The organism is Adlercreutzia muris, from assembly GCF_041223505.1.
Classification (GTDB): Bacteria; Actinomycetota; Coriobacteriia; order Coriobacteriales; family Eggerthellaceae; genus Adlercreutzia; species Adlercreutzia muris.
The window spans coordinates 1-13,382 of record NZ_JBCLQK010000011.1; the positions used below are offsets into that span (position 1 = coordinate 1).

The following is a 13,382-nucleotide window of genomic DNA, read 5'->3' on the forward strand; positions in this document are numbered from 1 at the left end:
TTCCTGGAGGGCCACCCCGGCGTGGACAACGCCGACGCGCCCGCCTACGCCCCGGGCACCGACGCCAAAGGCGGCGTTAGGCCCGCCGATGCGTCTGACCCCGGCGCCGGCGAGGGCGACTCCAAGACCCGCATCAAGCTGGCGCAGACCGGCGACGATATGCTGGCTGCCGGCCTCGGCCTGGCCCTGGCCGCCGCGGCCGCGCTCGCCGTTCTCGTAGTGGTGGCGATGCGCCGCCGACGCGAGCGCCGGGAGCGGCACACCGGCCAATGGTAGGGGAAAGGCTCCGATAACTTGCGGTCGGCGCGAGCATCTCGCCGCCGCGGATGGTCGACCACAGATCGCCTCTGCATCCTGCGAGAAGAGCCGCCCTGGGCGGCTCTTCTTGGCGTATAATCACCTCCATAGGACGGCGGAGCGCGGAAAGGCGGTGCAGCGTGAGCGATCAAGGAGGCGGCGAGCGCTTCTGCGGCGTATACCACAAGGGAGCTGTGCGCATTTCCGATCTATCAGGCCGAAAGATGCTGCCCATCGGCGACGACCTGTTCGTCACCACCATTGAGAACTCCGTGTTCATAGACAAGAGCATGCTCATCGCCGATGTCGTGGACAGCGGCTATAAAGCCACGCTGTTCTGCCGGCCCCGCCGCTTCGGCAAGTCCCTCAACCTGTCCATGCTCCAGCGCTTCTTCGAGATTCCCTCTCCCGAGGACCCGGCGGCATCGAACACCGCTCCCTTGTTCGAGGGGCTCGCCATCTGGGATGCGGAGGGCGGCCGCTACCGCGAGCACCATGGGGCCCATCCCCTCATCCACTTCTCGTTCAACGATACGAAGAAGGAATCGTGGCCCGATGTGCTCGGCGCCCTGGCCGACAAGGTGGCCGCCGAATACGCCCGCCACGGCTACCTCCTTCAGAGCGACGAACTCCTGCCGGTGGAGAAGGAGGCCTACGGGGAGATCATGGCGGGTCGCTTCGGCCCCGGCGAGCTGGGCTCGTCGCTTCTGCGGCTGTCGCGCATGCTGTTCAAGCATCACCGCAAGCGCGTGGTCGTGCTCGTGGACGAGTACGATGTCCCGGTCATGGGCGGCCGCACCAAGGGCTACTACGACGAAGCCGTCTCCTTCATGAAGGGCTGGCTCACCGGAGCTTTCAAGGGCAACGACGCTCTGGCCTTCGCCGTTATGACGGGGGTGCAGCGCATCAGCAAGGAATCTATCTTCTCCGACTTGAACAACCTGGTGGTGAATACCGCACTGAACCTGCGCTCCGATGAGCGCTTCGGGTTCACCGACGAAGAGGTGGAGGCCCTGGCCGAGTACTTGGGCCGCGAATCGTCCATGAAGGAGGTGCGCCGCTGGTACGACGGGTATCGTTTCGGCAGCGTGGATATCTACAACCCCTGGAGCGTGCTGAACTATTTTGAGAACCACTGTATGGCCGACGTGTACTGGGGAAATACCTCGGGCAACGCCGTGCTGGGCGATATGGTGGGCACTGCCGATGACCGAACCCTGGAGAAGCTCTACCGGCTGCTGGAAAACGGCGGCTCCGTGAGCGAGCCTTTGGATACCGGCGTGGTCTTTCCCTATGGTGCGACGCCGGAGCCGGTGCTGTGGAGCATGCTGTATCTGGCCGGTTACTTGACCACAGACGACATTGAATCGCCGAACAATCGCAGCGTCTCTCGGGCCCTGCGCATACCCAATTTGGAAATTGCCCAGTTGTTCCGTGGCGAAATCGTCGATCGGTTCGCCCGGGTGGCCGGCGGGGGAGATCGGCTCGAAGCGTTCCATCGAGCCCTTGCGGCCGGAGAGGGCGATAAGGTGACCGAAGAGCTGGGCTCCGTGTTGTTGCAGGGCCCCAGCTATTTCGATCTCACCAGCGAGAACAGCTACCACATGCTCATGCTGGGGCTGTTGTTCGGCATGGCCGGCTACCATGATCCGCTCTCGAATCGCGAGGCGGGGCGCGGGCGCTACGATATCTGCCTCAACCCCCTCGATCCCGACAGGCTGCCGGTTATCGTCATGGAGCTGAAGGTCATGCGGGCCCAGCTCGGTTCGTCCCTGGCGGATTCCCTGGCCGAGGCTGCCCTCGCCCAGATCGAAGACCGCGCCTATGACTGCGCGGCCAACGCCGGTGAGGCCGGCATTGTGCGCTACGCCCTCGTGTTCAGCGGAAAAGACGTGGCCGTGGCAACGGCGCGGCGAGCTGCCCGATAAAGTCGCCGGTTTTCCCGGCGTGCCGGGAGCTCCCACACGTTCCGCTGCCAGCCGAACGATCGCGCAAGGGGCTCTATGCGCTTTTCAGCGTCCCCGGTTGTCCGTCAGTTGTTGCTTTTCTAACGGATTAGTGACAATATAAATGGCTACCGACGGCACGTTGATCAGCAGAGAAGGATGCGGGGCTCGCTCCCCGCCAGAGATAAGGACGGTTCCGATGGAGCGCGCATTCGAAAAGAGCTTGAAGCTGGCCCTGGCCTTCGCTTTGGCCGCGACCATGGCCATGCCCCTCACGGGGGGGGGTGCTACCGTTGAGCGCGCGTGGGCCGATGAGCCTGTGGCCCAGGCGGCCGATACGGTCAAGCTGACCATCAAGGCCGGTGCCGCCACGCCCGTGGAGGGTCAGACCAACACCTACCACTTCCCCGATCTGAAGGTGAGCACTGAGCCGGCCGACGCGAAGTTCCAGAGCATTACCGTGCAGTTCACCACGGGCATCGCCTCGGGGGACGACATCTACTACAACTCCAAGCACGAGAAGAACAACAACGAGGCCCTGCCCGCTGGCTTCACCCGCGTCGGCAAGACGGGCAACTGGTCGGTGAACTACACCGCCGACGGCGGCGCCACGGCCGAGCAGTGGGAGGAGTTCCTGCGCGATTATCTGACCTTGAGCCTGGCCGATGCCAAGAATACCAAGGGCCTGCGCCTGGTGGCGAGCCTCGCGCCCGTGACTACCATTCGCGATTACAATTCCCTGAACGGGCATTATTATGAAGTGGGAGTCGGCAGCATCGGATGGCTCCGGGCCCTTGAGGAAGCCGAGAAGCATACCTATATGGGCATGCGCGGGTATCTGGTGACGGTGACTGATCGCGCGGAGCAGGATTTCGTGTTCTCCCTCGTGCACACCGACACCTGGATCGGGGGCACTTGCGACGACACCCATACGCGCCGCAGCAACGCCTGGGCTCAAAATTATCGCACCAATAACGCCGATGTAGCGACCCGCTGGTCCGACGTGCAGACTTTCAATTCCGGTGGCTATAGCCATTACTACTGGGTTTCGGGTCCAGAGGCGGGCCTCAAGATGGGCGAGTGCCGCTCCAGCACCGAGCGCCGGGCGGCCATCAACCCCGAGACCAAGGAACCGATGTTCATGTTCTGGGCCAGCGCCCAGCCCGATGGCTATAGCACGGGCGAGCGCTGGATGCAGCTGGCGGTGAACTTCGGGGCTTCGCCCTCCGACAAGCTCGGTCAATGGAACGACCTGCCGCGCGATTACGGTAGCGTCAACTATTACGTCATCGAGTACGGCGGCATGCCCGATGACGCTGACCCTGACGATGACCAGGCCGGGGCCGACGTGTCGCTGGACGTGTACGTGAAGGTGGACATCATCGTAGACCCCACCGGCCGCACCATCACCACCGAGGCGGACGACATTCAGGTGGGCGACCCGCTGGCCGTGCAGGAGAACGTGAACGGCGATACCCACGTGAAGACCCACATCGTGAAGGACGGCGCCATCGTCGATGAGAAGGATGCCGAGGTCGAGCGCACCTACTGGATCAAGGATCCCGGCTCGGAGGGAGCCGACGCCAAGGGCTGGCGGCCCTTGCGCCCCGAAGAGATGAACGAGAAGGGCGAGCCCATCCACGCTGGCTCCTACAAGGTGGAGTCCAAGAGCGTCTACAGTGTTACCGAGGACGGTACGACGGTGCAGGATTACGTGACCGGCGAGGCCACCTTCACCATCAAGCCCCGGGCCGTGGACGTGACGAAGCCGGCCCAGGCCCCGGACGATCCCGCGGCCCCCGATGCTACCCAGGATACTGAGGTCACCGACCCCGAGACGGGGGAGACGGTGACCGTGGCCGGGCGCGGTTGGTCGAAGGTCTATGATGGGACGCCCTATCTGGAGGGCGGCAACGTGTCCATGGCCGATGGCCTGGTCGGGAGCGCCTCGGCGTGGCTCTCCTTCGAGCGGGCCGAATTCGTCGCCAAGGACGCCGGCAGTCGGGATCTGGTGCTGCACGGCGTGAAGGTGAAGGGCCCCCAGGCGGCCGACTACCGCATCGCAGGGCTGGCTGCCGACGGCACCCTCACGGTCCAGGGCTCTATCGTGCCCCGCGACCTGGCCATTGCCACTCGCTGGTTCCCCACGGCGGGCACCGATCCCGTCTCGTGGGTGAAAAACGTGCCCCTGGCCGACCCCGCTGCCCCGGGTGCCCCCGTGGGCCGCTACAGCGATCTGGCCGCCTTCGACAGTGCGGCCGCCACCGACAGCGCCGACGACGGCGAGCACACCTGGCCTGTGGCGTGGCCTGCCTCTATGCTCGCTCCGGGCGATGACCCTGCTGTCGTGCTCGGCGCCCCCACCTTCTCTGCCGCCACGGCCGGCGGCCTGGCCCTGAACGCCGCGCGGCCGCAGCTGGGCACCTACCGGCTCCAGGCCTCCTTCCCAAAGGTCTCCGAGGTTGGAGGCGTGCTGCTCACCGCCGACGGCAACTACCGAGTGACGCTGAAGCCGGCCGAACTCGCCGTGACCGAGCGCATCGTGGTGGACCTCACCGAGGACGATCCCATCGACATCGTGCGCCCTGTGGAGCCGCCCAAGCCCGTGCCGACTCCGGTGACCAAGGACGACCTGGTCGACCTTGTCGAGGACAAGTTCGGACCCGATTCCAATGCCCCGGACGACAAGCGCATTCCCGAGGGGGTCGACCCGGTGGTCACTATCACCAAAGACGGCCTGCCCGTCGACGAGATCGATCCCTCCGAGCCAGGTAACTACGAGATCACCGTGACCTACCCGAGCCCCGATGGCACCGATTACGTGGCTGATATCGATTACGTGGTGGAGGAGAAGCCTGCACCTGCCCCAGCCCCGGGCCTGTTCACGGTGAGCACGCGGCTCGCCGGCGCCACCGAGGGAGCGACCATCACCCCCAGCCAGACCCTGACTGCCGGCTCTACGGCCACCATCACGTGGGCTGCCGGCCCCGATTGCTACGTGGCCTCGGTAAAGGTGGACGGCCGCCTGGTGGACGCTGCCGGTGCCCGTCAGGTGTTCGAGAAAATCGCCGCCAACCACGAGGTGGTGGTCACGCTGGCTCGCAACCCCATCATCGAGGGCAGCTCCACGGGCGGCTTCTACACGGTGACCGTGAACCGCTACGGGGCGGGGGCGGAGGTGAGCCCGAGCGCGGTGCTCTCCGCCGGGGCCGACGGACGCGCTACCTGGAAGGCCGTCGAGGGCTACCGCATCGCGGCGGTGTGGGTGGACGGCAAGGAGCTGTCCGCTGCGGCCGTGGCCGCGGGCACCGTTGACTTCGCGAAGATCGCGGCCAATCATGTGGTGGACGTGTACACCGAGCGGGCCGACGGCGCGCCGGCGCTGAACCCCGACGACCACCGGGTGACCACCCAGATCAAGGGCGGCCCGGGCACCATCACCGGCAGCGGCACGGTGACCGCCGGCGGCGAGTACCACGTGGCTTGGCAACCGGTCATCCAGACCGTGCCCGATGTGTCCGATCCCTCCTACGCCGTCTACGAGGTGGCGAAGGTGGAGGTGAACGGCGAGGAGGCCGCCGGTACCGACGAGCGCGAGCTGGAGCTCTCCAACATCAAGGAGGACAAGGCCGTCGTGGTCACCCTGCGGCCCGTGGTCTTCGACGTGGCCGTGCTCGCCTACGGGCCGGGGGCCGCTTCCGATTCCCGCACCCTGTTCAAGGGCCAGGGCTACGTTGACATTTCCGGCACTCCCGACGGGGGCGCCCATATCTCCTATATCGAGGTGGACGGCCTGCCCGTCTTCGACGAGCGCGTGCCCGCCGGCGCCCTGGCCACGGTGGCGGCCCTCTCCGATGCCGCCGCGGTTCTGAGCGGTACCGTGGGCGACGCGGTGGGCTCGGCGGCCGGCAGCGAAGCCGATGGGGTGGCGAGCCCCTTCGCCCTCGGGCCCGAGAAGGCTTGGGCCGATGAGGGCCCGTCGGAAGCCGTCGCCCTGGCGGCCGCGGCCGAGCCGGTGTTCCCCGCGCCGACCATCGAGCGGCGCCAGGCCGACGGGGCGGGGCTCGACATGGGCATCGGCGGCATCGACCGCGACCACGTGGTGAAGGTGTACTTCGCTAAGGACGGCGAGCAGGCCAACCCTGACACAGTGAAGGACGTCGTGGACGTCACCGGTGGCGTGGAGGGCGGCCCGGGCTCGATCACCATCGGCGACGGCACCGGCTTCGTCGATCCCGACGAGGACCAGACCATCACCTGGAAGATCCCCGAGGGCTACGAGCCCACCGAGGTTGTCGTGGGCGACCAGCGCTTCCCCGTGCCGCCCGGCGCCACCGAGGTGGTCATCCCCGGAGGCACCCTGAAGCCCGGCGACCATGTGGAGCTGGTGGTGGAGAAGCGGGAGCCCGGCGACGAGACCGTGCCCTCGCGTACGCCCCGCCCCCAGGCTTCCGAGCAGCTGCGGGTGGAGACGTCCCTTATCGGCGGCGCGGGCACCATCACCGGCGACTCGTCGGTGGACCGCGGCGGCAGCTATACCGTGGAATGGGCGCCTGCCCCCGGCTACCGGGTGGTGAAGGTCATCATCGACGGCGGCGAGCGCCCCGACCTGCTCGGCGCGGACTTGTTCACCTTCGAGGACATCGGCGAGAACCACACCATCCAGATCGTGCTGGAGCCCATTCCCGGCGCCGTGGCTGATGATCCGGCGGATCCCGACGACGGCTCGGGAAGCGGTTCGGGGAATGACGGCGATGGCGGCCCTGGTGGTGACGGGGATGATGACGCTACCAAGATCCGCCTCAAGCTGGCCCAAACCGGCGACGAGGGAACTGCGACGGCTGCCGCGGCCCTCCTCGCGGCCCTGACGGCCGCCGGCGCGGCCTGGATCGCCCGGCGATATGCGAAAATCGGGAGATAGCACCAACGAGCTTATCGGATGCTTCCTGAGAATTCCCAGGTAACACTGCAATTCCTGCCGCGGCGCAATTTCCCGATTTTCACGGGGCGAAGGTTGGCTATAATGGGCGTCATGTTTTCTCGCGAGCACATACTGTCGGCCTTCTCCGCGGCCGCTCCCATCATGCTGGGCTACGTGGCCATCGGCCTGCCCTGCGGCATCCTGTCCAACACCATCGGCCTGAACCCCTTGCAGGTGTTTCTGCTGTGCGCCCTACTGTACTCGGGCGCCGGCCAGTTCATGATCTGCAACATGTTCCTGGCCGGGTCGTCGGTCGCCTCCATCACTGCCAGCGTGTCGCTGGTGAACACGCGCCAGATGCTCTACGCGGCCTCCTTCGCCCCCACCTGCGAGAAGACCCCGCGCTGGCTGGCGGCCCTGTTCGCCGCCTCGGTGACCGACGAGTCCTACGGCGTGAACACCCAGCGCTTCGCCGAGGGGAACTGGTCGGTGGATCGGGCCCTCATGGTGAACCTGTTCTCCCAGAGCTCGTGGACCATCTCCAACGTCGTCGGCTGCGCCGTGGGGGCGGCGGTGGCCATTCCGGTGAATATCGCCGCCTTCGCCATGACGGCCATCTTCATCTGCCTGTTGGTCACCCAGAAGTTCACCTCCGCGAATATCATCTCCATGGCCGTGGCGGCCCTCGGCGTGTACGTGTGCAAGGCGGCCGGCCTCACGGGCCCGGCCATCCTCATCGGCGCCGTGGCCGGGGTGGTGTGCGCCATGGCCTTCGCCCTCACTGTGGGGAGGCGCGGCGCGGCGACTGCGAATGCCCCGGCGGCCATGGGCGCAGCAGCGGAGGGCGCCCGGCCCGCTGACGTGGCGGTGGAAGTCCCCTTGACCGAGGCCGTTCCGATGGAAGATGCCGCGGGGGAAGGGGAGCGCCGATGAGTTGGGATCAGTTCTGGGTCGTGCTCGTCGGGTGCGTGCTGGCCATGTGGGCCTGCCGCGTCATCCCGCTGTTCCTGCTGAAGGGCAAGGCCCTGCCCGAGAACTTGGAGCGGGCCCTCGGCTTCATCCCGCCTGCGGCCTTCGCGGCCCTGGTGGCCAACGACCTGCTGAACCCCGGCATGTTCGATGCCGGCATCTGGCCGGCGGCCATTCCGCTTGTGGCGGCCATCGCCTGCGCCCTCGTGGCGGCCAAGACCAAGTCGCTGCTGTGGACGGCCGTGGCCGGCGTGGGGGTTTACGCCGCCCTGGCCTTCTTCGCAGTATAGGCGCGATTGTGGGCGTGATCCGCTTTCTCGGGCAGCACAAGGGGGCCGTGGCCCTCGTGATGCTGCTGCTCGCGGCCAAGGCGGCCTGCGATTTGGCCTTGCCGGTGTTCACATCCCAGATCGTGGACGTGGGCATCGCCCAGTCCGGCGTGGAAGATGTGGCCGAGCTGGAGCATCTGCGGGCGGCCGGGGTCGATCTCCTGCCGCGGCAGATGGCCTATCTGGGGCAGCTGGGGCTGCTTATGCTGGGGGTGGCCGCCGCGGCCATGGTCTTGGACGCGGCCGTTTCCCTCGTGGCCTCCCGCACCGGCGCCGCCATCGGTCGTGATGTGCGTCGACGGCTGTTCTCCCAAGTCGTGGCCTTCTCGGAGGGGGACATCAACCGTTTCTCGGCCGCCTCCCTCATCACCCGCGGCACCAACGACGTGGTGCTCATCCAGAACGTGTGCACCATGATACTGCGCATGGTGCTCTACGCTCCCATCCTCGCCATCGGTGGCGTGGTCATGGTGATGGCCACCAATCCCCAGATGGGATGGATTGTCGTGGTGGCCGTGGCGGCGGTGTTCGCGGTCATCGCCGTGCTGTTCCACTTCACGCTGCCCCGATTCAAGATGATGCAGAAGCTCATCGACCGGGTGAACCTCGTGGCCCGCGAGATGCTCACGGGGCTCTCGGTGGTGCGCGCCTTCAACCGCGACGGCTACGAGGAGGAGCGCTTCGACGAGGCTTCGGCCCGGCTCATGCGCACCCAGCTGTTCACCAACCGCGCCATGGCCGCCATGATGCCCGCTATGATGCTCGTCATGAATCTCACCTCCGTGGCCATTGTGTGGTTCGGTGCCGGGGCCGTGGGGGCCGGCACCCTTCAGACCGGCGACCTCATCGCCTTCATCACCTACGCCATGGTCATTATCATGGGCTGCCTCATGATGGGCATGATCTCCATCATGCTGCCCCGGGCCGACGTGGCCGCGGCCCGCGTGCGCGAGGTGCTGGAAGCCGAGCCCTCGGTGCCCGACCCGGCGCCCGTGTGTGGGAGCGCCGACGGGGCTCCCACCGAGACGGGAACGGGGCAAGGCGGCGGCCTCGCGGCGAAGGGGGAGGGACTGCGGGCGGTTTCGCCGGTTGGCGCAACGGCGCAGGGCGCCGATCTGGAAGGGGGCGCCGCCATGCCCTCGTCCTTAGAAGCCGGCGGCGCGCGCATCGCCTTCGAAGGGGTGTCCTTCCGCTATGAGGACGGCAGCGAGCCGGTGCTCGAGGGCGTGTCGTTCTCGGTGGAGCCGGGCGCTACGCTGGCCATCGTGGGATCCACGGGATCGGGGAAGTCCGCCGTGTTGAAGCTCATCGAGCGCTTCTTCGACGTGAGCGCCGGGACCGTGACCGTGGACGGCATCGACGTGCGCCAGTGGCCCCAGGACGCGCTGCGGGCCTGCTTGGGCTACGTGCCTCAGAAGGCCTTTCTGTTCGAGGGCACCGTGGCCACTAACATCGCCTACGGGGATCCGAACGCCAACGAGGCGGCCATCCGGGCCGCCCTGGCTGCGGCCGAGGCCCTGGCCTTCGTGGAGGAGCGCGAGGAGGGTCTGGCGGCCCCTATCGCCCAGGGCGGCGCCAACGTCTCCGGCGGCCAGCGCCAGCGTCTGGCCATGGCCCGGGCCCTCGTGCGGCGTCCGCGGGCCTATCTGTTCGACGACTCCTTCTCAGCCCTCGACTACGCCACCGATGCCCGGGTGCGCTCGGCTCTGACCGCCTACGCCGCCGGCGCTACGAAGATCATCGTGGCCCAGCGCATCTCCACGGTGCTCGACGCCGACTGTATCGTGGTGCTCGAGGAGGGCCGTGTGGTCGGCCGCGGCACCCATGGTGAGCTTATGGCCGCGTGCCCGGCCTACCGCGAGATCGCCCTCTCCCAGCTCTCCGAGGCCGAGCTCGCCGCCGTCGGGATCGCCCCCGACATTCCCGCCGCAACTGTGCCGCCCGACCCATCGGCCCCTTCCGCAGCCGTCGCCGCGTCGCAGGCCGATTCCCCCTCAACCGCCCCAGATGCCTCGTGCCGGGAAGGGGGTGCGCGATGAGCGGCCATCCCGGTTTCGTGCCCCGTCCCGGACGGGGTCCCGGTCGCGGCCATGGGCCGGCCGGGCGCATGATGGGCGGCGAGAAGCCCCTGAACCTCAAGGCCACCCTGCGCCGCATGCTCTCCTTCATGGGACAGTTCAAGGGCCGTCTCGCCCTCGTGCTCCTATTCGCCGTCGGATCCACCGTGTTCTCCATCGTGGGGCCCAAGGTGCTCTCCGAGGCCACCACCGTGCTCTTCGACGGCACCGTGGCCGCGGCGGCGGGCACCGGTTCCATCGACTTCGCTGCCATCGGCCGCATCCTGACGGTCACGCTCGGGCTCTACCTGGCCTCGGCCGGATGCGCCTGGGTGCAATCGTGGATCATGAGCTACGTCTCCCAGCAGACCTGCTACCGCCTGCGCGATGCCATCGCCCGCAAGATCGAGCGCGTGCCCTTCGGCTACTTCGAGAAGAACTCCATCGGCGACACCCTCTCGCGCATCACCAACGACGTGGACACCCTGGGCCAGAGCCTGAACCAGGGAATCACCCAGCTCATCACCTCCTCGGTCACCGTGGTGGGCGTGCTGGCCATGATGCTGTCCATCAATGTAGCCATGACTCTGGTGGCCCTGGTCATGATTCCCGTGTCCATGGCCCTCGTTGTGGTCGTGGTGCGCCTGTCCCAGAAGCACTTTGTGGCCCAGCAGCGGCTGCTCGGGGCCTTGAACGGTCAGGTGGAGGAAACGTTCTCGGGCCATGCCGTGGTGAAGGCCTTCGGGCGCGAGGGGGCCACGGTGGAGGCCTACGAGCGGGACAACGAGGCCCTCTACGACGCCGGCTGGAAGGCCCAGTTCCTCTCGGGCCTCATGATGCCCGTGCTCGGCTTCGTGGGGAATTTGGGCTATGTGGCCGTGGCCGTGTCCGGAGCCTTCTTCGCCGTGGCGGGGGCCATCACCGTCGGCGATATCCAGGCCTTCATCCAGTACGTGAAGAATTTCACCCAGCCCATCACCCAGCTGGCCCAGGTGTCCAACGTGCTGCAATCCCTGGCCGCGGCCGCCGAGCGCATCTTCGCCTTCCTCGATCTGCCCGAGATGGACGAGGGCCCCTCGTCGGTGCTCGCCGCCGACCTGGCCAGCGATGTGGAGTTCGACCGCGTGCGCTTCGGCTACAGCCCCGATGCCCCGGTCATCCGCGACTTCTCGGCCCGGGCCGCCGCCGGGCGCACCGTGGCCATCGTGGGGCCGACGGGGGCGGGCAAGACCACCATGGTAAAGCTGCTCATGCGCTTCTATGATGTGGACGGGGGCGCCATCCGCATCGGGGGCACCGACATCCGGGATATGAGCCGCGCTGAGGTGCGGTCGCTGTTCGCCATGGTGCTCCAGGACACGTGGCTGTTCTCCGGCACCATCCGCGAGAACATCCGCTACGGGCGGTTGGACGCCACCGATGAGGAGGTGGAGGCCGCAGCCCGAGAGGCCTGTGCTGACCACTTCATCCGCACCCTGCCCGGCGGCTACGACTTCGCCATCAACGAGGACGGCACCAACGTCTCCGCGGGCCAGCGCCAGCTGCTCACCATTGCCCGGGCGCTTCTGGCCGACCGCCGCATGCTCATTCTGGACGAGGCCACCTCCTCGGTGGACACCCGCACCGAGCTGCGCATCCAGCAGGCCATGGATCGGCTCATGGAGGGCCGCACCTCTTTCGTCATCGCGCACCGGCTGTCTACCATCCGCCGCGCCGACCTCATCCTCGTCATGCGGGACGGCGACATCGCCGAGCAGGGAACCCATGAGGAGCTCCTGGCGGCCGGCGGCTTCTACGCCGATCTGTACGACTCCCAGTTCGCCGCCTGCAACGACCGCTTCGAGGATTGAGCGGGCCACGGTTGCGGAAAGGTAAAGGTTCTCTGTTGTTGCGCGGTCCCCGGTGCGGGGCGGCTCCCCATTGGCTATGATAGGCGTTCCGAATAAAGCCGACCGTCGCCGATTCGCCGAAGGAACGTCGAAATATTATGTCCATAGCGTCGCATTCCCCTGGAGTCCCCGTGAGTGAGGATGCCTGCGGGTCGTCCGCCCACCTGCCCGACGGCGTCTGCCGTGTGGCTGCGGGGGCCCTTGGGGCCACCCGCCTCATGGAGGGCGCGCCGACAACCGGTTCCGGCCGCGTGCTCGTGGCCGCCTTCGATTTCGACGGCACCTGCATCCGCGGCAACTCCCCGGTGCTCCTCGTGCGCCATCTAGCCCGCAAGCGCATGCTCGCCCCCTCGGTAGTGGCCCGCATCCTCGGTTGGGCTGCTTGCTACAAGGCGCGCCTGCCCCAGAACGAGAGCTGGGTGCGGGGGCTTGTGTTCCGCGCCTTCGCCGGCCGTCCCGTCGGCGAGGTGAACCGGTTCCTCTACGACTTCTACGATCGCTTCATCGATGAGCGCTTTCGCGCCGATGCCGAGGCGGCCATGCGGGCCCACGAGGCCGAGGGCCATGCCGTAGTCTGCGTGTCGGCCACCTTCGAGCCCATCGTGGCCGCGGCCATGGAGCACCATCCTATCCAGTACGCCATTGCCACCCGCATGAAGGTGGACGAGGGGGGCCGCTACACCGACGAGGTGGCGGGGCTGCCCATCGAGGGCCCCGAGAAGGTGGCGGTGCTGAGCCGGTTCTGCGACGAGCAGTTCGGCGCGGGGAGCTGGGAGCTGGGCTGGGCCTACGGCGACCACCACTCCGACCGGTCGCTTTTGGCCGCCGCCCGCCATGCTTGCGCGGTCACGCCGGATCGCCCCCTCACGCGCACGGCTAACGCCGAGGGCTACGATATTCTCGATTGGTGATAAATGCCCCTAGGCAAGCGCACTTTTGTTCGATAAAATAGCGTCGACACACGATTCCGGGCC

Annotated in this window: 8 protein-coding genes; all 8 read left to right on the forward strand. The window is 67.2% G+C overall.

Annotated elements, in window-relative coordinates; translation table 11 throughout:
* Positions 1 to 276: hypothetical protein (locus AAK988_RS09720; protein WP_369873733.1), on the forward strand; the 276-nt coding region annotated here is incomplete at its 5' end.
* 161 nt (positions 277 to 437) lie between these two features.
* On the forward strand, positions 438 to 2,225 hold the full coding sequence (locus AAK988_RS09725; RefSeq protein ID WP_369873732.1) for an AAA family ATPase: 1,788 nt from the start codon (positions 438 to 440) through the stop codon (positions 2,223 to 2,225).
* Between the two features lie 217 nt (positions 2,226 to 2,442).
* Positions 2,443 to 7,164, forward strand: coding sequence for a C-type lectin-like domain-containing protein (locus tag AAK988_RS09730; protein WP_369880669.1), 4,722 nt, complete (start codon positions 2,443 to 2,445; stop codon positions 7,162 to 7,164).
* 102 nt (positions 7,165 to 7,266) lie between these two features.
* Positions 7,267 to 8,097 (forward strand): AzlC family ABC transporter permease, encoded by an 831-nt coding sequence (locus tag AAK988_RS09735; RefSeq protein ID WP_369880671.1) that lies wholly within the window; start codon positions 7,267 to 7,269, stop codon positions 8,095 to 8,097.
* Positions 8,094 to 8,423, forward strand: a complete 330-nt coding sequence (locus tag AAK988_RS09740; protein ID WP_151430799.1) for an AzlD domain-containing protein — start codon at positions 8,094 to 8,096, stop codon at positions 8,421 to 8,423. The genes AAK988_RS09735 and AAK988_RS09740 overlap by 4 nt, the downstream gene beginning before the upstream one ends.
* Positions 8,424 to 8,431: 8 nt before the next feature.
* A complete protein-coding gene (locus AAK988_RS09745; protein WP_369880672.1) occupies positions 8,432 to 10,501 on the forward strand; it encodes an ABC transporter ATP-binding protein in 2,070 nt (689 codons plus the stop codon).
* Positions 10,498 to 12,369: an ABC transporter ATP-binding protein gene (locus AAK988_RS09750; RefSeq protein ID WP_369880673.1), complete on the forward strand. Its 1,872-nt coding sequence runs from the start codon at positions 10,498 to 10,500 to the stop codon at positions 12,367 to 12,369. The genes AAK988_RS09745 and AAK988_RS09750 overlap by 4 nt, the downstream gene beginning before the upstream one ends.
* A gap of 137 nt (positions 12,370 to 12,506) precedes the next feature.
* Positions 12,507 to 13,319 (forward strand): HAD family hydrolase, encoded by an 813-nt coding sequence (locus AAK988_RS09755; RefSeq protein WP_369880674.1) that lies wholly within the window; start codon positions 12,507 to 12,509, stop codon positions 13,317 to 13,319.
* Positions 13,320 to 13,382: the final 63 nt, after the last annotated feature.